We start from the raw sequence: 21,716 nt of genomic DNA, 5'->3' as shown, positions 1-21,716 counted from the left end.
GTCTGAAATCCGGATGGCAGTATTACTCTGCCATCCGTCTGACGACATAAGCAGCTTACTGAAAATGCAGTACAGGCAGTAACCTGAACCGGTAATCAGCCTGTATCAAATCTGTACTTACTACAGTTTGCCTGATTCAACAGCAACATTTTCAGCTGTTCATGTCATACAAAATGATTTAACCCTTGAATAGATTCCGCTTTTCATGGTATAAATCGCGTTTTACAAAATTATTAGAAGTTTGGAGTTAACCATGGCACGTGTATGTAAAGTGACCGGTAAGCGCCCGATGAGTGGCAACAACGTGTCACACGCCAACAATAAAACCAAACGCCGTTTCTTGCCTAATCTGCAATCACGTCGTTTCTGGGTTGAAAGTGAAAACCGTTGGGTACGCCTGCGCGTTTCTAACGCCGCCTTGCGTACAATCGACAAGGTAGGTATCGATGTAGTATTGGCCGACCTGCGCGCTCGCGGTGAAGCTTAATCATATTGTGATTTAAGGATAGAGCAATGCGCGACAAAATTAAACTGGAATCTTCTGCTGGTACTGGTCACTTTTATACCACTACCAAAAATAAACGTACCATGTCCGGTAAATTTGAAATCAAAAAATTCGATCCGGTAGTGCGTAAACATGTACTGTACAAAGAAACCAAACTGAAATAATTATTTCTTACTGGTTTAAAAAACCTGAGCAGTTTATTGCTCAGGTTTTTTTATTACAAATAATCAAAATTAGATTATCTTTGCCGGTAAAGATTAAATAATCAAACAATGGATAACAACATGCCTGAAATACTGGAAGCATTACAACACCGAATCGAAGAGCTGGAAATTGAAAGTGCACTACAGGCAGAAACTATCCAGAGCCTGAGTGATACCATAGCACGAATTCAGCAAACTCTGGATTTACAGCAGGCACAACTGCGTCTGCTTTATCAGCGCCTGCCAGACAAGATAGAAAATGGTAACGAACCATTTAATCCGGCTAATGAAATTCCGCCCCATTATTGATTAATTTTGTCCGGAGTATTACAAAGCAGAAAATTTCAATTTCAGATGTACCGCGTTTTGATTAATTGGAAATCTAATTAATATAAATGTTGAAGCAGAGTTTTAAATAAACAATTTTTTTATAGAGAATAATCAATCATACAATTTCTAGTGTTGTTTTAAAAATTTAAATTTATTCTAATAGAAATAATATGCTATATGAATATTATTGAACTTTCCCATCAGTTACCCTGACAGGAAAGTCATGCATATAAAAGGTTTAGTTAGTAGCTTTTATCCAGTCCCATTTGCCAGAAATCAGCTTCTAATTGTGTCGCTTTAGTAAAAATTTTGCTCAGTTGCTGAAAGCGCTGTGAATCAATATCGGCTAAACGCTGATTAATCCAGTCTATTTCTTCCTGCATAGCAATCTGAAATTCATCATTTGCGTACATTTCTACCCAGCTTTGATAAGGGTTATTAATTGTTTGATACCATGGCTGATCTTTAAGCCAGCAGGCAATAATTCCATATCCGATTAAGCATGGTGCCAGTGCAACATGTAAATCCAGTAATTCCCCCTGTTGTCCGGCATCGAGTATATAGCGTGAATATGCAATATTTGCTTTGGCTTCGGGCAGAGTACTAAGCTCCTGTTCACTGATGCCCCATTCCTTGCAATACTGTATATGTAATTCCAGCTCAGTATCCATAATAGCCTTGAGACCTGCCAATGCTTTGCGTATTTCAAATACATCATGGCTTTTATAAACCGCGAGTCCCCATGCACGCGCAAACTGAATTAAAAAAAGATAATCCTGTTTTAAATAATGCTGAAAACACGATTTATCTAATATTCCTTTACCCAGCTGGCGGATAAAATCATGCTGAATATAGCGGTTCCATTCATCCTGACAGGCTTCTGTGAGTAATTGAAATGAAGGCATAAAAGCTCCTTTAATAAATAATATATTAAAGAGTAACAAAACAGACTTATTATTCGAAAAAAGTGTGTTTTATACTCCCTTCGGCGGTACTAACCGCATCAGGTTCTACGGGTGTAATCTCAGCCAGCGGCACCCCGGATAAATTAACCGGTAAAGGTTAAAAGAAAGTCAGACAACTAGCAGAAAAAATATTGAACCAGCTATAAGATGTACTGACAACTATAGTATACAGTTGTTTTCAATAAATATATTGAATAAATATTCTCTAGATAGAATATTGGGCATTATTCAGAGATCAAATTTTTATTTTATTATTCAAATTTATGTCTGAAATAGAATTAAGACTGATAAAAAATATGTTGCTTCTTGAGCGGAAAGTTTACCTGCCGTTATTGTAGCGGGCGAATGGTAGAGTCTACATTTAATTATCAATGGTAAATGTTTTGGTAAGATTACATCTTACACTTTGTTTTTATATTTATTACATAACTAAATTTTTTAAAATCATGTAATCAGAAAATGTAGCTAGTAAACTGCATATTAGCTGTATAGCATGCAGTTTACTGATAGAGAGTTGAAATTTAACTACAATAGTAGTGAAAATTTTTATATCTAAATATTTATTCATAAGAAAATTTATTTAGATATCCTCTGAAATTTTTCTGATTGTTATCTGCTTTAGTTGATGTATAAACTATTTTATTAAGTGTAGATTTTAGTATTCAAACTTTCGCTTCGGAAAGTGTTTTATATTTTGATATCAGTTGAATACAGTCGGATAACTGTATTTTTCCTTTGATTTCATATGCAGTTATCTCAATACGATTTTCTTTTTTATTACAATAATAGTCTATTTCTGCGCCGCAAAATTTAGGTTGCCCTAATTTAAATGCAGGATTAAGACAAATTTTTAGCTTGATATGCATGTTTTTAATTATCTGATATGAGGTTATTTGTTCCCAGGGAATAACTTCATCAAAACAAGGAAGAACTAATCCTTGCGGCGTCATGGTAAGTAGTGCAGAACCTATACATTTATACAATTTATAACATCTAGATGAAAAATAAATACTTATCAGAACTGAAGATATTTTACTTCCATAATCCATTTTATGACCAAATCTTATTATCAAATATGTCATAATAATGAAAAAGATTGCTATTAATGCGCGAAAAAATAATCGAATATATCCGCCTTGTATTATGGTAATGGTTTCTTGATTATGATCATAATTCACATGATGGTTTGGTTCACGCTGGTTCATTTTTATTACTTTCCGTGTATCAATTTGATGTAGATGTGCTAATTCATTATTAAATAAATTGCTTAGAGAAAGCTGTTTCACTGATATTGATAGGTTAACTGCATAAGCTATATTGTTCCTGTACTGATATTAAGATAGTTGTTGAACTAAAAATAGATCCTCTCTTAAAATAAATATATATATAAATATGCTTTTGTCTTTAAGATTGTTGCCTTATAACCATTTAAATTTTAATATTTTTTTGATTAAATATCAAAAGATAATTTAAGTTAATTTATTTTAACAATAATATAATACAAATACAATTGAACTAAACTGGCTCTTTGATGGGCTTGTATTGAGTCGTTTGGGTTGTACTATTATTCAAATTATTTCCCAGAACAGAAATTGATTGTTGCATATACATACACTGATATACAAATTAAAAACTCTGATAAAGTAAAGAATGCAGGATATTGAACATATTTAATATACTAAAATTCGTTAATTTTAAAATTTATTCATAAAGAAATTACTTCAATATCGGTAAAAATTTTATTGATTATCATCAGTCGTAATTTATCTACTGATTATTTTTTGTTTTGTACAAATAACTGAAGCTCTATTCGGGTATGAACAACTCTTATATAGTCTGATATTAAAGACTCACAATCCGGTAACTTTATTTTGCCTCTGATTTCGTATGTAGTTATCCGGATATGATTATTTTGTTTGTTATATTCTATTTTTGCGTTTACATGGTTTAAATTTTCCCAGTTTAAATTCTGGATTGAGATAAAGATATAGCTTTTTGTACATCTTATCAGTTATTTCAAAAGTGTTTACTTGCTCATATGGAATGGTTTTATCAGAGCAGGGAAAAATCAATACTTGTGATTTTATGGTAAATAATGCTGAACCGATGCCTTTATACATTTTGTAACATCTGAATAAATAGAAAGCAATGATTATTGAGAGGGTAATGACAGTTATCAGCCATTCTGAATCATGTGCTTTATCAGTTGTAATACAAGCATATATTATTAAGATAAACAGACCTGCCAGCAGGAATCGCATAAGTAATCTGATAATTCCACCCGGTTTTAGGATAATGGGTTCCTGATGATCATTAATGATGCTTTTTTGATAATCTAAATTAATTTCTACTAATTCCTGTACATCGTTTTGGTAATTCGATTACAGAATGCTTAATTCCTTATTAAACGGATCTTCCGGAAGCCTGGTTGGAGTAATGCTAATGAGTAAAATATTCAATGATTTAGGCTGGTAATATTTAATACCAGATAGCCGTTGAGCTAAATTCGGGTATCGGTTGTAAACAGAAGGTGATTATTTAAGTAGTTTGCTAAATGATAGTGTTTCTGACTTTCCTGCATAATATGTAACATAATCTAAGTCAGATAATCTATATCTGTTTTGTAATATTAATTTTCCAATGCCTAAATAATTGGCTCCTGCAAAAGATACGTCTAAGGTAAAGTATTATTTAGGAATTATTTTTAAAACATCTAAATCTGCCATAAACTCTTTGGAACGATTCCATTGATAAATTGTCCAGTTAAATGAATGATAAAAAAATGTTTAGATGGCAGATATATTCGATAAAATAAATAATTTTTTAATAAATCAATTGTTTCAGTTAACTTATCAATTTGATGATTAAAATTGATGATTAAAACTTGCTTATGCATTTAAATGATTTCTGGCAATGTGATTTAATTTATGTGCGATTATGCTGTTAAAGTTAAATAATTAATATAAGATTTTATATCGGTTATATTACCTCCTTTTCTTTCTATTATTGCAAAAAATAAATTTTTCTCTTTTCCCTGTCCCGTTTTGTGCTAATAAATTCAGAATTCACCCATAGCCATTCTTATATATTGAATAATCAGTATAATAATAGTAATTACAGCTATTGTTACGGGAATCCACCAAAAAGAAATTTTATTTTCAGAATTAAAAAAAAGAAAATAAGACAGTACCAATACAATCAGATTAAAAATTCCCAAAATGTTAAATATGACCCATTCAATAGGAAAATCAGCATGTCCATGTTTATTTTCATAAAACAGAAATATATAGCCGGCCATCTGAAGAAGCAGAATAATAGGAATAATAATGAATTTACTCATAATCTACTGATTATTTTTTGTTTTGCATAAACAACTGCAGCTCTATTTGGGCATGAGCAACTCTTATGTAGTCTGATATTAAAGACTCACAATCCGGTAACTTTAATTTGCCTCTGATTTCATATGCAGTTATCTGGATATGATTATTTCGTTTGTTATATTTTATTTTTGCGTTACATGGTTTGAATTCTCCCGGTTTGAATGCTGGATTGAGATAAAGAGTTAGCTTTTTGTACATTTGGCCAGTTATCTCAAAAGAGTCTATTTGCTTCCATGGAATAGCTTTATCAAAGCAGGGAAGAATTAATCCGCGTGGCTTCATGGTAAGTAGTGCTGAACCAATGCTTTTATACATTTTGTAGCATCTGAATAAGCAAAAAGCACTGATCATTGATAGGATAATGACAGTTATCAGCCACTCTGAATCATGTGCTTTATCAGTTGTAATACAAGCATATGTTATTAAGATAAACAGACCAGCCAGCAGGGATCGCAGAAACGATCTGATTATTCCGCCCTGTTTTAAGGTAATGGTTTCCTGATGTTGACTACTGATATGTTTCAGATAATTTAATTTAGTTTCTGCTGTTTCCTGTATATCATTTTGATAATCTGATTGCAGGATGTTTAGTTCTTTACTAAATAAATCTTTCAGAAGCGTGGTAGGACTAATGTTGATGAGCAAACCACTCAAACGGTTTAATTCGCCATATTTAATGTAAGACAGTCGTTGAGCTAAAGTCGGGTGCCGGGCATAAACAGAAGGTGATTTTTTTAGAAGTTTGCTAAGCGATGGTGTTTCTGAGTGTTCTACATAGTGTGTAACATAATCTAAAGGCAGAAAGTTTATATGTGTTTTATAGTAATAATTTTCCAATGCCTGATTAATTCGTGTTTGCAAAAGATGCATTTTACTTAAGGCTAATGCAAATTGCTCTTTATGGGTAACTTTTAAAACATTTAAATCCGCCATAGCTTCTGTGGAACGATACCACCAATGAATTGCTTTATTGAACGAACAATAAAAATATTTGGCTAGCAAATATGGAGGGTAGAATAAATAATTTTCGAATAAAGAATAGGATAAATAATTCTGGTATAAAAAATTAGCTGTTTCAGTTAACTTATCAATCTGACGATTAAAATTTGCAGATACATTTAAATCATTACTGGCAATATGACTTAATCTCTGCGCAATTATGCTGGATAATTCTGCTAAGGTTAAATAATTAATATAAGTACTGTCCAGATATAAAGTATTTCCTGTTAATACTATTCTGTCCGGATACAGACGAACTGCTTTATTACTTACCCTGAAGCCATTTCCTATGCAAAGTACAATATGGTTTGGCATAGCGTTTAACCCAAGCTTTTGTACAATTTCCCTAATTAATTTCCATAATTCCGGATTGGTTTCAGTCGTGATCAGCACACCGCTTACTCTGGCTGTTCCTGTATTATCCTGTCTGTTATATCTGTGTAAATAGAAAAAGCATAATCCTGCTACAACAAACAGAGGGATGATTGCCTTCTCCGGTCTTGTACCATCAGTAAGTATTATGAAAACGAATAAAAAAGACAGAATAAGACTGATGGGCAATATCATCAAAATTGCCTGTATCATATGCGACGCACGAGTAAAATTAATGCGCAATTGTTTTAAAGATTTATCTGCTTTTCTACCCAAATGCTGAATCAGGAATAAAGCAACTACTCCGGAAAAAAGACACATAATACCGCTAACTATGCCGCCGGTAGCGAGTGGTCTGGCATATGTAAGTGCGAAATTATGCTTTTTAATTTCTTGCTTTATTTGCTGACGCTTGCAGTTATTTTCATAACTTTCAGGCTGCTGTAGTAACTCTTGCTGTTGTAATGAAAGCTGAAAGATTTCCTGATTGATGCTCTGGATTTGTGATGAGGAGGGATAATAGTAAATGCTTAGGCGAATGCTAATAAGTGGTAATAAAATGATGAAAAAAAAAGATAGATTTTTTCTTTGAGCGAAAAGATATGAAGGTTTGTACTTTTATGCAAGATAATCACCTGCTATATTACTTTCTTTCGTAATCTTACAGAAAAAAGCAATATGAATCAGTTAACAATAATTCAGAATCTGTAATTTACCAAACTAAATACATTTCTACCATTAGAATACATAAAAACAAATGATTTTATATACTTTAATGTCTCATTTTTATTAAATTTACTGACCAGGTCAGGTATTTGCCTATTTATTATTCGGTTTTTCTGTTCCGGTCTGCAGAATAGCTGCTAAACCGCCATCGTCTGCCAGAAAATCAAATGCCTTTACGGTTGGTTCGGTTAGTGTCCAGAGAATTTCTTTATAATTAAATCCCTGATCGATTTTTAACCGGATTAATCCGTGTCCGTCCAGATAGATAAGATTGCCCAGTACATGATCAAGGCTATATTGTGTTACTAACTGGTCAAAAAATTCCTGCGATGAGGGATTCGGAAAACAATTGGTAAGTTCGGTAAGAATCTGATACTGAAGAATACGATCAAGTTGCATGGCTGTCTGTGATAATCAATATAAATAATGAAATAATTGTAATATAGCCTGATTAAGTTCTGGTAGCAGGCTGCTGTGTTTTGTAATCCGGATGTGTGATTTTAATTATGATATGATGGTTTCAGGAAGTGTTTTGTATTTGTCTGGTTTTCATTGATACATTTAGAATGTTAAAAAACTAATAATTTGAATTAGACAGTGGTAAACCGACAGTAAGTGGTGATGAGAGATACTTATTATATAGAATTCAGCAAATTTTATTTTGATAATATAATTGATAAAGTAAATTTTTTATTACTCTGAAAGATAAATTCAGAATATAAAATAACCTAAAACAAAGTTTGTATAATTTTATACAAGAGTAATTTTTAATAATTATGAGGAAGTAATATTTTTATATTAATAAAAAAATATATTTTTACAAAGCCGATCTGTCCGGATTTAAAACATATTTATGCTTACTGTCATTTATAAGAATACTGTAAAAAGCAGCTGAGCAGTATTAGAAAAATATGACTTAAAATTAATAAGAATAATTCCTATTTTCACTTGTATAAAAGAATCATTATTGATTACAATGCGGCATCTTTATATTAATTTGTGTCAAAAGGGGTTAACTTAATATGCGCCGCTCACCCAAGATTATTGCGCTGGCTGTAGCTTATATCGGCTTTCCTGCAGTAGTTTATGCCGAAGGCGAAGCTCATTTGCCAACAATTCATGTTGAGGGTAAACGTGTTACGCCAAGTGTATTCAAAAATACTAAAGTCAAGGCAGATACTATTAAAAAACAAGGTGCGGTGGATTTAAAAACGGCATTAAAAGATGTTCCGGGTGTAGAGGTATTGGATACTCAGGGTACACGACAGGGTAATGACAGTGTCAATATTCGTGGTTTAAGTGGTAACCGGGTTGGTATGACCATTGATGGAATTGAGTTGCCTGAAGCAAATGAAATGAAGCATACGGGACAGTATGCGATTTTCGGTCGTGGTAATTTTATGGATGTTTCCGCGCTCAGTAGTGTTGATATCAGTAAAAATGCCCGTGGTTTTGGTTTGGGCGGTGTTGTTGCTATGCACACACTTACCCCTGATGAGGTTTTGCAGGATAAAGATCAGGGTGGTTATATTGATACTCAGTATAACAGTGTGGATAAATCTACAGCGGTAACAGGTGTCGGTGCAATGAGAAGTGACCGCTGGCGCGGAATGGTACTGGGTACTTACCGTAAAGGTGATGAAGTGGATAACCGGGGTAATATTGGCGGCAAAGGGGCTTTGCGTACTAAATCAGACCCTGTTGATCACAATAGCCGGTATTTTCTTACTAAGCACGAATTTGATATTAATGACAAAAATACCCTGAATTTTACTGCTGAATATTTGAGCCGGAATCAGTGGACTGATTCATTGTCTCAGGTAAATAATACCTATACTGATGTACGCGGTATAGATGACAACAAGAAAACACGGTTTTCACTGGGGCATGATTATCATAGTGATGAGGGATTGATTCATTCAGGTAAAACTCAGATTTACTGGCAGCAGACTAAAACAGATTCAAGTACTCGTCGTGACTATGTCAAAGGTTGTACCAGTATGGTTCCTGACCGGAATAATCGTTGCGTTTTTGATTTTACCAATAAAGATAAAGTATGGGGATTGACGACAGACTGGTCATCACATTTTGATACAGGTAGTCTGAGTCAGGAATGGCGCTATGGTCTGAGTTTTGCGCACCATGAATTAACTAGTGACTGGCAAGGATATTATGCCAGATCGAAGCCTAATGCCGATAACACAACTATTCGGGCCAGTGCGTATATAGATGCAGATCTGCAATGGGGAAATTTGGTTGTCAGTCCGGGTTTGTCGGCTGCTTACTATAATATGAAGCCTAATTCCAATGGCTTTGTAACCGGAATCAATGGTGAAATCGGTGAATTGCGCAAAAAACATCAAAGTGCGCTGACCCCCCGTCTGGGTATTTCCTACCAGATTACTCCGTTGCTGGTACCGTATTTTCAGTATGCCCGTGGTTTTAATGCGCCATCATCTCAGCAGCTGGCTTCTTCATGGAATCCGGGAAACTACAGTTCCTGGGGTAATCCGAATCTAAAAGCGGAAACTGCAAATAATTTTGAGCTTGGTTTACGCGGTAAAAATGATGTTTTTGAATACGGTATAGCCGGATTTGATAATCACTATAAAAACTTTATTGATTATGTAAATATTTCTGATGTGGTGAAGCTACCGGCTGATGCTGTATGGAGCCGTCCGGGCAGTAAACAGACGCTGGTATTGCAGGCACAGAATTTCAGTAAGGCACATATTTACGGCGGTGAAGCATATGCACGCTGGAAGTTCGCACCAGACTGGAAAATAAATGGTTCAATAGCCTATTCGCGTGGCTCGATTCGCCAGGAAGGCGTAGACAGACCGCTTAACTCAGTGATGCCGGTTAAAGTGAAACTTGGTCTTGCCTATGATAAGGAAGTGTGGGGAGCCAATGTTGATTTAACCTATGTGGCGAAAAAAGATGATAGCGACATTCAAAATGTTCCAAAAGGAACAAGTTACTATAATCCGTCCAGAAATTATGCACTGGTTGATTTGGGTGGCTATTGGAAACCAACTAAGCATCTGAGTTTCCGTGCCGGTGTGAATAATGTTTTTAATAAGAAATACTGGAACTGGGCAGATATTGCTTACATGATGCCGAATGTAAACAGTCAGTCGGGCACTTCCGGGCAAAGCGACGGCAATGCGACTAAGTTAACCAGAGACAATGCTGATTTCTATTCTGCTCCGGGACGGACATTTAATGTAGGGTTGCGCTATACCTTTTAAATAAATCTGAAAATAAAATAATTAGCTGAATTATTTGCTAAATCACTATCAATAATAACTTTGTAAAGGAACGAGACATGAGTTTATGGCAAAAATATCTGGATAAAAAGGCAACTGTCGAAGGAGGAATGTACTTTCCGCGTCAGGCAGCAGCTGATCTGGGTGTGAGTGAAGGCGCATTAATGGCAGATGCTCCGGACTCTGTTTATCTGGGCAGCCGGATTCGCGATCTGGTACTTAAGCTGGAAATCCTGGGAGAAGTTTTGAGTGTGGTGCGTAATGATGCCGCAGTACATGAAAAAGTTGGTGTTTATGAACATGTAACGCTGACTGCGCGTACAGGGCTGGCGCTGAATGTGGGCGGGCTGGATTTACGTTTTTTCCTGCATAACTGGCATCATGCTATCGCTACAACTGTGGTGATTGGTGAAAGAACCATGCGTTCGATTCAGTTTTATGACGAATACGGCATGAGTATTGAAAAAGTTTTCATGCGTGATGAAACTAAACTGGATGCATGGCAGGCCCTGATTGATGAATTCGCAACCAGTGGCAAACCGGAATTTCTGCCGGCACCGGAAATTAATGTAACGATACCAGAACCATTGTCACCAGAGCGCGAGCAGGCCTTTCAGGAGCGCTGGAATGAGCTGAAGGATGTACATCATTTTGGCGGTTTGCTGGAGACTTTTAAAATTGACCGCCAGCAGTCTTACCGTCATGCACCGGCAGGCTGTACTAAGCAGGTCGATCGCAGTGTATGGGAAGAAGTTCTGCAGTATGTTCAGGCAAATAATCTGGAAATTATGGTATTTGTCGGTAATCGTGGCTTAGTGCAGATTCAGACCGGTAAACTACACAATGTAGTACGTTCACATGGCTATCTGAATGTACTGGATGCCAAAGTACCGGAAGAAGGCTTTGATTTGCATCTGCGCGATAGTGATATTGTGGAAACCTGGGTGGTACGTCGTCCGATCAGTGAAGGTTATGTGACCTGTATAGAAGGTTTTGACAAAAATCGTCAAACTGTGGTGCAGATTTTTGGTCGCCGTGAAGAAGGTAATGATGAAATGCAATCATGGCATCAGCTGATGGATGGCTTGTTAGCAGGCTAAGTAGCCGGGGCAGATATGCATTTTGTAGTTATGGTGAAATCATAAATTACTAGGAATATGTATATCTGCCATTGTAATATGAGTAATTAAAGGGTGGATTATGAAAAAATTACTGTTGGCAGCGGCTATGTGCGCTGCTTTTCCATTTGCGTTTGCTGCTCGTATTGTTACGCTGACGCCTGATGTGGCAGATATTGTGGTGGAGTTGGGTAGTGCTAAAGAAGTAGTAGGGCGCGAGAGGGCTTCTACTAATCCGGCTTTAAAGAATGTGCCCAGTATCGGCTTGTTTCACGGGCTGAGTGTGGAACCGATTGCGGCCAGAAAACCAACTCTTGTTCTGGGTTCGTGGATGGCTCAGCCAACCAGTATTTACGCCAATCTGAACCGGGTAGGTGTTAAAGCGGTGAATGTTGCGCCAAAGGATGATATTAATGGCTATGCGGCCGGTGTTCGCCAGATCGGACAGCTTATTGGTAAGAGTAAAGAAGCCAATGCATTGGCAGATCGCTGGCTCAGTCAGGTGAAACAGATGCCAAAAACCGGTAAGCGCTATCTGATTAGCTATGATGGTCGTTATGTTTCCGGCCGGGGTACTGCTGCGGATGAACTCATCAGGCGGGCTGGTGGTATTAATGCAGCCGCTGCTATTGAAGGTATGAAACCGATGTCACGCGAGGCATGGCTGGCCGCGAAACCGGATATCATTCTGATTGCCGAACGTAACCAAAAACTGACAGGCGGCGTGCAGGGCTTGATTAAACGACCGGAAATTGCTGCTTCTCCAGCCGCAAAACAAAAGAAAATCTATTTTATGCCGTCAAATGATATTTTTCGTTATGGCCTGAATACTCCGCAGGTTATTCCTAAACTTTATAAACTGGCACAATAATTATGACGCAAGTGCAGCAAACGGCCGGTACGCCTGATCACAATAGGGTGAAAAGTGCGTTCTGGCCTAAATTGGTTTGGTTTATCGCCGCTATATTATTCAGTTTACTGTTGAGCTGGTTTTGTCTGGGACTGGGTATGGGTGGCTGGCAATGGCCGCAATTCATGGATGAGATAACACTAGGTATCCGGCTGCCGCGAGTACTGGTAGCGCTGATAGTGGGTGCCGCACTGGCCGCTTCTGGTGCTGCATTGCAGGCATTATTTGATAATCCGCTGGCGGATCCGAGCCTGATAGGTACTTCCGGTGGTGCCGCACTGGGGGTTATTGCCGTCCTGGCGGGTGGCTGGGGTGCAGTAACAGTACCAATGGCTGCGTTTCTGGGGGCTTTGCTGGTATGTGTTCTGATTCTGACGGTACATCGTCTACTAGGCGGAGGAACATTGGGGCTACTGGTGATGGGTTTTGTCATCAGTGCCTTTTGTGGTGCATTGGTAAGCATGATTCTGTTTATGTCGGATGATATGGTTTTACGCAGTGCAACCAGCTGGCTGGCTGGCAGTCTGGCTGAGTCCGGTTTTACTTCGCCATGGTATGCGCTGGTAGTAATGCTGCTGGGGTTGTGTGTTCTGGTAGCGGTGGGCAGGCGACTGGATATTCTGATGCTGGGAGAAGAAACAGCCATTAGTATGGGTGTTGCTGTCGGGAGTACCCGGATATGGGCAGTGATAGGCTCTGCTCTGTTAACCGGAGCAGCGGTATCAATGGCCGGTATTATAGGTTTTCTGGGTATGATGGTACCGAATGTGGTTGCCCGTAATCGTGGCGGCAGCCGGCGTAAAATTATTCTGTTATCTGCCTGGCTGGGGGCAATATTTTTACTGCTGGTAGACAGTGTATCGCGCTGGCTGAGTTATCCGGTTGATTTACCTGTGGGTATTGTAATTTCTTTACTTGGCGGACCATTTTTCCTGTGGTTGTTTTTACAGCCATTGCGTCGCTAGGATCTGGATATGGAAAATTTATTTACCATTCGCAATGTACATGTACAACCACGTGGCCGTTGTATTTTATCGGTACCACAACTTGATTTACCGGCCAATCAGCATATCAGTATTATCGGGCCGAATGGTGCAGGTAAGTCAACTTTACTGCGTGCACTGTTAGGCCTGCATGGTGCCGGTGTCAAATTATTTGGAGAACCGGTTGACAATAGTTTAAAGCGCCGGCAGATTGCATGGGTGGGTCAGCACGGACAATATAATTTGCCGCTTACGGTAGTTGAATATGTGCAGCTTGGCTGCTCTCCTCAGGGCGGTTGGTTTAAGAAAGCCCGGGCACCCGCAGCAAAGCTCCAGCAGTTACTTGATGTTTTCGACTTGTGCACACTGGCACAGCAACGCATAGGCAGTTTATCCGGAGGTGAACAGCAGCGTGCTAATGTGGTACGTGCGCTGCTTCAGAATGCACCATTACTACTGCTTGATGAACCATGTAATCATCTGGATATTCGTCATCAGCACCAACTGATGCATTATCTGCATGAGCATCACGCTGATTTTTCTGTTGTTATGGTACTCCATGATTTAACTATGGCAGCAAATCATTCTGATTTTATTGTATTAATGAATGAAGGACAGATAGTTGCTTCAGGAACACCTCAGGATGTTATGCAATCTGCTTTGCTGAGTGAAGTATATCAATGGCCCATCCGGCGTATTGAAGAGGATGGTAAACTGTTTTTTCGTATGAACCATCAAGCGTTGCATTCGGCTGCCGCATAATATCACAATGAATCTCCATGGTTAGTATCAGCACGGTTCATGCTGAATCAGAGATAAAATGACCAATAATAACTTGGTATTTGTTTGCTATGTGTTCTGGTATTTGCAGTAAATACCTGATTGCCGGCAGATGAAAGTGTTAAAAAATTCCGGTATAGTGTGTATGACACAATTATCTAATACCTTTAAATCAGGAACTTTATATATGCAAAACGCCATACGTAATTTTTTATTTGGTTCTGTGGTTGCGGTGGCGTTAGCTGCCTGTGGTGGTGAATCTGCCTCAGGTACTGCTTCCAGCTCCGGTGAGAGTACAGGTCAAAAGGTAGTAATGGGGCTGGATGACAGCTTTCCGCCTATGGGCTTTCGTAATGAAAAAAATGAGTTGGTTGGTTTCGATATTGATATGGCTCGTGAAGCAGCTAAGCGTGCCGGTCTGAATGTGGAGCTTAAGCCAATCGACTGGAGTGCCAAAGAATCGGAGCTTAACAGTAAACGTGTTGATATGCTGTGGAACGGATTAACCATTACTCCTCAGCGGCAGCAGCAATTATTATTATCCAAACCGTATATGGACAATCATCAGATTATTGTTGTCCGTCCGGATAGCGGAATTAATACTAAAGCTGATCTGAACGGTAAAATTGTGGCGGTTCAGGATGGCAGTAGTGCTGTTGATGCGGTAGAAGCTGATCAGAATACAGCCAAATCATTCAAAGAATTGAAGAAATATGCAGATAATGTGACAGCATTAATGGATGTATCCGCCAAACGTGTAGATGCACTGGTTGTAGATGAAGTAGTCGGTCGCTATTATGTTTCAAAAAAACCTAATGAATATAAAGTATTAGGTGATAATTTTGGTACAGAACAATATGCTGTTGCTTTCCGTAAAGATGATCAGGCTCTGGAGCAAAAAATTCAAGGGGCTCTGGATAGTATGAAAGCAGACGGTACATCTGCTAAAATTGCTACAAAATGGTTCGGTAAAGACATCATTAAATAAATGTTGTTTTACTTTGGAATCAACGCTGCCTGAATAGAATTTATTCAGGCAGCGTTATTGTTGTTTTAAGGAATACACATGAATTATGTGTTAAATATGCTGCCTGAACTCTGGACAGGAGCAAAAATTACTCTGAGCCTGTTTGCCATTACCCTATTACTGTCTATTCCGTTAGGGTTGGTATTGGCATTATTGCGCCTTTCCGGAATCAGGGCACTGGATTATATTGTTAATTTTTATATCTGGGTGATGCGCGGCACACCTTTGATGCTACAGATTTTCTTTATTTACTTTGCTTTACCGGCAGTAAATATTTTACTGCCGGCATATACTACAGCGGTAGTAGCGTTTGTGCTTAACTATGCTGCTTATTTTGCAGAGATTTTCCGTGCCGGAATTCAGGGGGTAGGTAAGGGACAGTATGAAGCAGCAAAGACATTAGGGATGAGCTACGGCCAAACCATGCGTCGTATTGTTTTACCACAAATGTGGAAAAAAATTCTGCCGCCGTTAAGCAATGAAACGATTACACTGGTTAAAGATACATCGCTGGTATATGTGCTGGCATTACAGGATGTGATGCGGGTAACTTATCAGCTGGTACAGCGTGAATTTAATCTGATGCCGTTTTTTGTGGCGGCTGCATTCTACCTGATTATGACCCTGATTCTGACCTGGGGCTTCCAGAAAATGGAGAAACGCTATGCACGCTACGACGACTGATTTAATGATAGATGCCCGCGGTATTTATAAGGCTTTTGGTAATACTGAAGTACTCAAAGGCGTCGATATTCAGGTAGCACGCTCAGAAGTAGTTGCCATTATCGGTTCTTCCGGTTCAGGCAAATCTACATTACTGCGTTGTCTGAATTATCTGGAAAAGATAGATGCGGGCAGTATTGCCATTGAAAATGATTTTCTGGTACAGAACAATATCCACAATCGTGCTCATTATGTATCTGAAGGCCTGATAAAAAAAATCTGTACTCGGATGGGTATGGTTTTTCAGCAGTTCAATCTGTTTCCGCACATGACCGTATTACAAAATATCATTGAAGCTCCAATAACTGTAAAAAAAATGAAGCGTGATGAGATTGTTCCGCTGGCACAGGAGTTGTTGCGCAAGGTTGGTCTGGCTAATAAACAGGATTATTATCCGTCTCAATTATCCGGCGGACAAAAGCAGCGGGTTGCTATTGCCCGTGCACTGGCTATGCAGCCACAAATTATGCTGTTTGATGAACCTACTTCAGCTCTTGATCCTGAATTAACCGGCGAAGTATTGAAAACGATGCAGCAACTGGCTGAAGACAGAATGACTATGGTTGTGGTCACTCATGAAATGGGTTTTGCGCGCGAAGTGGCGAATAAGGTGCTGTTTATGGATAAAGGTGTGATTGTTGAATCGGGTGAAGCGAGAAGCTTTTTTGCTAATCCGCAGCATGCACGGACACAGGCGTTTTTGAGCTCGATGTTGAAGTAAATTTATTAATATTAAAGTTTATACAAGTTGTAGTTATTGTTTATATTAGATGTTTGATTAAATATCAATGCGGAGATATGCATTCCGTCTAAACAGTATGTAGTAATAAATATGACTAAAAGTAATTTGATAGCTACTAACAATACATATAATATTGAGAATCAGGTTCAATTAGCCTTAGATTTGGATGAATCTGCTAATAGTAAAGAAAAATCATTAGCAGATTATTATAATTCTTTTAGCCCATTTATTGTTTATGCAGATGAGAGCGGTACGCCAACTATGGATAATGATAAAAATTATCCAGTTTTTGTTTTGGCGTTTTGCATTTTTAATAAGCGTATTTATACTGAAAAATTGGTGCCTTTAATCCAAGCATTGAAATTTAAATTTTTTGGGCATGATATGGTTATTCTACATGAAAAAGAAATAAGAAAACATGAATACCCTTTCAATTTTAATTTCAAGGCTTTATCTGATGAATTCTTAAATGATTTGAATAAAGTAATGTGCGAAACTAATTTTATTTTAATTTCCACTATCATCGATAAACGCAAGGGTAAATGTGAAGATAATTTATATAATGCAGCTATGGAAGTATGTCTGGTTAATCTTTATAATTTTATGAGAGAGAAAAATAGTCACCTTAGAAAAACTTATGTTGTCATAGAATCACGGGGTGCAAAGGAAGATAAAAGCATTGAATTAGCATTTAGGCGTATTTGTGATGGACATAATTCATTAAAGACTAATTTTCCATTTGAGATTTTGATTAAGAAAAAAGACACTAATAGCACTGGATTACAGTTTGCTGATTTGTGTGCTAGACCTATTAGTAGGAATCATTTAGATTTTAATAATTCTGAGAGAAAACTCAATAGGGCTTTTGAGGTATTAAAGTTAAAATTTTATTGTGAAGGTGACCGGCTTAATGTAGGAAACAATTATCTGAATTATGGGCTAAATATTTTGCCGGAAAGATAAAGTCCAAAAAGCAGAAGAGCCTTGAGAATACTCAAGGCTACAGCGCCGACTGGGCTACCCAATCCATTTGTTTAAAGTATACCTAAGGTAAAATTTTAATTCAATAAAAATTTAGGAAAGTATTAATATCTAAAAATGATACTGGCATATACAAGATAGTTTGGTTTATCTTGATATTGGATTAATAAAAAGATATCTTACTTGTCAGTTGTTTTATTGCTTGATTTGCTCATCCAACTCTTTAATTTAACATTATGTTATTTAAGTATTGTATATTCTTTCTATATTCTAGAAAGAATATACTTGTTCTGGTTTAATGATAAAGTAATATTATAAATTAAGAATTACTAGAATGCTCTTCTAAGTTTAATTCAAAATAGATAAATTTATAATATATAGTTTGATATTATATTGCTGGTTTAATCCATAGCTGCTGGTTTTTCTGGTCTATTTTCACGCTATATTTTTTCAGGAAATCTACGCCGAGTAAGCCGTCTGATTCAAATTGGTCAGGCATACCGTCCATAATAGCCGCCTGAATGGGGATTTTTCGGATGGATGGGTTAGTCAGTATGATTTTAACAGTCTGGGGATTGCCTTTTTTATTCAGGCGCAGTGTGGCTTCTTCGGATTTGGCTGCGGGTGTTTTATTGCTGCTGTTGAATGATGCTGGCAGTAATTTTCCTTTGATAAAGGTCATTGATGCTCCGGTATCCAGAACAAGGCTATATGGTTTTTTCTGGTTGGTGAGGTTGATGATAATGCCTTCTTTGGGATGAATGTTGTAGGGGAAAGCAATCCATTGCTGGTTTATCTGGGTAGAATCCTTACCATCGTCGATTATGATTTTTTTGTGCGCAAAATCCAGAGTAAGGATGTGATTCTGAAAGAGTGGCAAACCGATAACTGGCAGGTTGTCATCTGGTGCAGGTGCCTGTTCCGCAGTGCTGGAATAACTCCAGCCCCATGGTTGCAGTTCTTCTGCATTGATGTTGTCAAAGTTAAGCCCGTTGATATCCAGATGTTTTATCAGAAATTTTTGTGTTTCATTAATTTTTCCGCTTAAATCCAGACTTTTATTGGTATTTTGGTTTTTGATCGTATCTGGCAGTTGTTGCAGTGTATTTAGCGGTAAATGCAAGGCTGTCTGTGAACCTGTATCAAGCTGAAACTGGCTTGGTTTGCCGTTGATATTTAAGACTACTTTGGCAATATGGGTATCTTTAGTAAAGGTTACCGGTAATACTACTTCTTTTGCCATGGCCATTTTTATGGCTATGCAGATAAAAATAAAAAATAGGCTTGATAAACGCATGGATTTTATTCTTTTTTACAATATGGGGTAATATTGGAACTATGCGTTTATACTTGGTTAATTGGTAATAGGCAAGAACAATTAAATTTAATAATCAGACAGATTGGTTATATTTTTTTTTAGGCAGGAGCTACACACTTAGAATGTTTATTTTAATATTTATTGACTATTAATTTTTGTTAGTTGTTTAAGATAGAAATATTATTTTTGGTATAAAACTAAAATCTGGATTAAATATTCTTGCTTAGGTTTGCCATGGATTTTTTTTATCAATATCGGAAGTTATTGATAGGTATTTTGTTATTATGTGTTGGCTGGTGGCGATTTTCACCTTATTCACCACGGGTGGTTATGCCAGCATATTTAAATGCTGGTGTGGATTGTTCGCAGTTTCCGCCAATGGCTATGGGTGATGAACCATTGCAGACAGAAGTACCTACAGGAATGCAGCCATTTGTGTTTCCAAAAGTGAAACTTACTCCTTTGGCTGGGTTTAGTATGCCCGCACGTGTACTACATCGCGCTTCTTATCTTTATGATGAACACGCTAGTATCTCTACAACTGACTGGTTTGTGGGGTGGGGGGTATGGCTAATGAAAAGGTAGTAAAGCGCCTGAAATTTGAGCAGAGAGCTCGTTTTGGTGGTATTGCCGGCACTAAAGATGGGGGCTCTATGCCATATTCTTATGATGATATGTACCTGAATGCTTCGAATGTCCATTTGATTCCGGCAAATAAAAAAATAGCTACTCAGATTAGTGGTATTAAGGTTGGGGATAATGTTCGTGTGGATGGTTGGCTGGTTAGGATCGATATGGGAAATAGGTATGTTTTATCGTCATTGTCACGCACTGACAGGGGAGCGGGAGCGTGTGAAGTAATACTGGTGTGTAATGTTACCCGGCTTGCTTCTGAAAAGGTATGGCCGGATTATAAGTGACTTTTGTTTCAAGACAGCCATTAAATGAATATTGAATATCAGGATGTAGAAGAAAATTTTGGTAATTTAATTTCTTTACTAAATAAGAGTTTTATCTCTAAAGAAATAGATGAAATAAAAGATTTTGTTGATTATGGTGAATATGGATTAGCTTTAGATACTCTGATTGATATTATTAAGGAAGAAAATAAGGAAATAAATAATGATATTTTTCAATATATAGCAAAATTATCTAATCTCATGGAGCAAAATATGGAAGTTATAACTAAAGACTTAATTAAATATATAAATTTTGATATGGGGGCGGAATGATGTTTGCCAGATGGTTGCTTGCATTGATGCTGGCTGCTATGGCCAGTACGGTATGGGCTGATGTTTATTTAAAAGATGAATTGATTGATTTTAATCGTGATGCGGCGGCTGGTGGTAAAGGTACTTTGTATGGGCAGTTTGCTTTCAGACGAGATGCGGCAAAGAGGGATGAGGCGATCAAGGAGATTGGCTGGATGACGTTGCAACCGGGTGCTTCAATCGGTTTTCATCGGCATGAGCATAATGAGGATACTTATATTATTGTTTCTGGGATAGGTCTGTTTACTGATTCTGATGGTAAATCTTATCAGGTTACGGCTGGTGATGTGACAATTGCGCGTAAGGGGCAATCGCATGCTTTGGCCAATATAGGTAAGGAGCCGCTGGTGTTTATTGATGTGATTGCTGAGCAATAATTTCAGGTACAGTTTTACTGCTCAGATGGATAACCGGAGCGGCATGTTTTTGCTCTTTGAATCGTAATTTAATTGGATGGGGATGAAACTGTATACATAAAAAACCGTCAGACCTTGGGTGTGTCTGACGGTTTTTGTGTAAGCAGGTTTATTCTGCGTCAGCAGCCTTAGCTACAGTTACCATAGCAGGGCGTAATACACGGTCGGACAGGGTATAACCTTTTTTCATTACCGAAACTACTGTATTGGGTTCTTGCTCACTTTCTACACTTTGCAAGGCCTGATGACGGTGTGGATCAAGTTTGTCGCCGGCTTTAGGATCGATCTCTTTAATATTAGACTGATCGAAAGCTTTTTGTAATTCGGTCAGCGTCATTTGTACGCCCATTTTCAGTGCGTCAAAGTTACCGCTTTGATCTTGCAGGGCCATTTCCAGATAATCTTTAACTGGCAGCATAGCACTGGCAAATTTCTGTCCGGCAAATTTGTGTGCGCTTTCCAGTTCATCCTGATGACGTCTGCGCAGATTTTGTTCATTGGCGAGTGAACGTAACTGTTCGTCTTTGAGTTGTCCTTCAAGTTCGCTAATACGTTCCTGTAACTCTTCTACGGTAGCTTCAGGAGCGACAATTGGTTCTGTGGTTTCGGTATTATCGTTAACCTGTGTTTCGTTTTCGGTATTGTTTTCCGGTTGCATATTTTTTCCTCTGCAAAAGGGTAAGTTATATGATTAAATT

General features: G+C 37.7%; 22 protein-coding genes and 1 riboswitch. Of the genes, 16 read left to right on the top strand and 6 right to left on the bottom strand.

The genetic code is table 11. From position 1 onward, the window contains the following. Positions 1-253 precede the first annotated feature (253 nt). The 3 genes from rpmB (at position 254) to H3U82_RS09835 (ending at position 1,017) form a co-directional block, all read left to right on the top strand. On the top strand, positions 254-487 hold the full coding sequence (gene rpmB, locus H3U82_RS09845) for a 50S ribosomal protein L28 (RefSeq protein ID WP_002216391.1): 234 nt from the start codon (positions 254-256) through the stop codon (positions 485-487). A gap of 26 nt (positions 488-513) precedes the next feature. Then, a complete protein-coding gene (gene rpmG / locus H3U82_RS09840; RefSeq protein WP_025329834.1) occupies positions 514-669 on the top strand; it encodes a 50S ribosomal protein L33 in 156 nt (51 codons plus the stop codon). Between the two features lie 120 nt (positions 670-789). Next, a complete protein-coding gene (locus H3U82_RS09835) occupies positions 790-1,017 on the top strand; it encodes a SlyX family protein (RefSeq protein WP_037393173.1) in 228 nt (75 codons plus the stop codon). A gap of 263 nt (positions 1,018-1,280) precedes the next feature. Here H3U82_RS09835 and tenA read toward each other — a convergent pair whose 3' ends face one another. The 4 genes from tenA to H3U82_RS09815 all read right to left on the bottom strand — a co-directional run bounded on the left by tenA (position 1,281) and on the right by H3U82_RS09815 (position 7,879). Next, positions 1,281-1,943 carry a thiaminase II gene (tenA, locus tag H3U82_RS09830; RefSeq protein ID WP_198210391.1) on the bottom strand — a complete coding sequence of 221 codons (663 nt, stop codon included), beginning with the start codon at positions 1,941-1,943 and terminating at the stop codon, positions 1,281-1,283. 57 nt (positions 1,944-2,000) lie between these two features. Beyond that, positions 2,001-2,090: riboswitch (TPP riboswitch) on the bottom strand. 575 nt (positions 2,091-2,665) lie between these two features. Continuing rightward, entirely contained in the window at positions 2,666-3,208 is a 543-nt protein-coding gene (locus tag H3U82_RS09825; RefSeq protein ID WP_038648597.1) for a hypothetical protein, read from the bottom strand. 2,145 nt (positions 3,209-5,353) lie between these two features. After that, positions 5,354-6,775 (bottom strand): M48 family metalloprotease, encoded by a 1,422-nt coding sequence (locus H3U82_RS09820; protein ID WP_198210389.1) that lies wholly within the window; start codon positions 6,773-6,775, stop codon positions 5,354-5,356. 798 nt (positions 6,776-7,573) lie between these two features. Then, positions 7,574-7,879, bottom strand: coding sequence for a hypothetical protein (locus H3U82_RS09815; RefSeq protein WP_198210387.1), 306 nt, complete (start codon positions 7,877-7,879; stop codon positions 7,574-7,576). A gap of 623 nt (positions 7,880-8,502) precedes the next feature. Between H3U82_RS09815 and H3U82_RS09810 the strand changes: the two genes are divergently transcribed. The 9 genes from H3U82_RS09810 to H3U82_RS09770 all read left to right on the top strand — a co-directional run bounded on the left by H3U82_RS09810 (position 8,503) and on the right by H3U82_RS09770 (position 17,995). After that, positions 8,503-10,731 (top strand): TonB-dependent hemoglobin/transferrin/lactoferrin family receptor, encoded by a 2,229-nt coding sequence (locus H3U82_RS09810; RefSeq protein WP_198210385.1) that lies wholly within the window; start codon positions 8,503-8,505, stop codon positions 10,729-10,731. Between the two features lie 77 nt (positions 10,732-10,808). Continuing rightward, complete coding sequence (locus tag H3U82_RS09805; protein ID WP_198210383.1) at positions 10,809-11,849, top strand: ChuX/HutX family heme-like substrate-binding protein; 1,041 nt, start codon at positions 10,809-10,811, stop codon at positions 11,847-11,849. Between the two features lie 100 nt (positions 11,850-11,949). Then, positions 11,950-12,738, top strand: coding sequence for a hemin ABC transporter substrate-binding protein (locus tag H3U82_RS09800; RefSeq protein WP_084565135.1), 789 nt, complete (start codon positions 11,950-11,952; stop codon positions 12,736-12,738). 2 nt (positions 12,739-12,740) lie between these two features. Then, positions 12,741-13,742 carry an iron ABC transporter permease gene (locus tag H3U82_RS09795; RefSeq protein WP_198210382.1) on the top strand — a complete coding sequence of 334 codons (1,002 nt, stop codon included), beginning with the start codon at positions 12,741-12,743 and terminating at the stop codon, positions 13,740-13,742. A gap of 9 nt (positions 13,743-13,751) precedes the next feature. Then, complete coding sequence (locus H3U82_RS09790; RefSeq protein ID WP_198210381.1) at positions 13,752-14,522, top strand: ABC transporter ATP-binding protein; 771 nt, start codon at positions 13,752-13,754, stop codon at positions 14,520-14,522. A 205-nt stretch (positions 14,523-14,727) separates the two neighbouring features. After that, positions 14,728-15,528 carry an amino acid ABC transporter substrate-binding protein gene (locus tag H3U82_RS09785; RefSeq protein ID WP_025329846.1) on the top strand — a complete coding sequence of 267 codons (801 nt, stop codon included), beginning with the start codon at positions 14,728-14,730 and terminating at the stop codon, positions 15,526-15,528. Positions 15,529-15,606: 78 nt separating this feature from the next. Further along, positions 15,607-16,251 (top strand): amino acid ABC transporter permease, encoded by a 645-nt coding sequence (locus H3U82_RS09780; protein ID WP_037393149.1) that lies wholly within the window; start codon positions 15,607-15,609, stop codon positions 16,249-16,251. Between the two features lie 4 nt (positions 16,252-16,255). Further along, complete coding sequence (locus H3U82_RS09775) at positions 16,256-17,011, top strand: amino acid ABC transporter ATP-binding protein (RefSeq protein ID WP_037393151.1); 756 nt, start codon at positions 16,256-16,258, stop codon at positions 17,009-17,011. A 111-nt stretch (positions 17,012-17,122) separates the two neighbouring features. Then, a complete protein-coding gene (locus H3U82_RS09770) occupies positions 17,123-17,995 on the top strand; it encodes a DUF3800 domain-containing protein (RefSeq protein ID WP_198210380.1) in 873 nt (290 codons plus the stop codon). A 406-nt stretch (positions 17,996-18,401) separates the two neighbouring features. Here the strand turns inward: H3U82_RS09770 and H3U82_RS09765 are convergent, their stop codons facing one another. Beyond that, entirely contained in the window at positions 18,402-19,256 is an 855-nt protein-coding gene (locus H3U82_RS09765) for a hypothetical protein (RefSeq protein ID WP_232336159.1), read from the bottom strand. A gap of 309 nt (positions 19,257-19,565) precedes the next feature. Between H3U82_RS09765 and H3U82_RS09760 the strand changes: the two genes are divergently transcribed. Genes H3U82_RS09760 through H3U82_RS09745 form a run of 4 tightly spaced genes read left to right on the top strand, consistent with a single transcriptional unit; the run spans position 19,566 to position 20,979 of the window. Further along, entirely contained in the window at positions 19,566-19,916 is a 351-nt protein-coding gene (locus tag H3U82_RS09760; protein WP_198210378.1) for a hypothetical protein, read from the top strand. Continuing rightward, on the top strand, positions 19,898-20,251 hold the full coding sequence (locus H3U82_RS09755; RefSeq protein ID WP_198210376.1) for a hypothetical protein: 354 nt from the start codon (positions 19,898-19,900) through the stop codon (positions 20,249-20,251). Before H3U82_RS09760 ends, H3U82_RS09755 begins: the two co-directional genes overlap by 19 nt. Positions 20,252-20,275: 24 nt before the next feature. After that, complete coding sequence (locus H3U82_RS09750) at positions 20,276-20,563, top strand: MafI family immunity protein (protein WP_078475034.1); 288 nt, start codon at positions 20,276-20,278, stop codon at positions 20,561-20,563. 26 nt (positions 20,564-20,589) lie between these two features. Then, positions 20,590-20,979 (top strand): cupin domain-containing protein, encoded by a 390-nt coding sequence (locus tag H3U82_RS09745; RefSeq protein WP_100126007.1) that lies wholly within the window; start codon positions 20,590-20,592, stop codon positions 20,977-20,979. Between the two features lie 148 nt (positions 20,980-21,127). On the opposite strand, the gene grpE is transcribed toward H3U82_RS09745, so the two are convergent. Further along, positions 21,128-21,676 (bottom strand): nucleotide exchange factor GrpE, encoded by a 549-nt coding sequence (gene grpE / locus H3U82_RS09740; RefSeq protein ID WP_037476114.1) that lies wholly within the window; start codon positions 21,674-21,676, stop codon positions 21,128-21,130. Positions 21,677-21,716 lie beyond the last annotated feature (40 nt).

It is taken from the genome of Snodgrassella sp. W8132 (assembly GCF_016100865.1).
Lineage (GTDB): Bacteria > Pseudomonadota > Gammaproteobacteria > Burkholderiales > Neisseriaceae > Snodgrassella > Snodgrassella alvi.
This window is presented reverse-complemented; position numbering and strand designations above follow the sequence as displayed.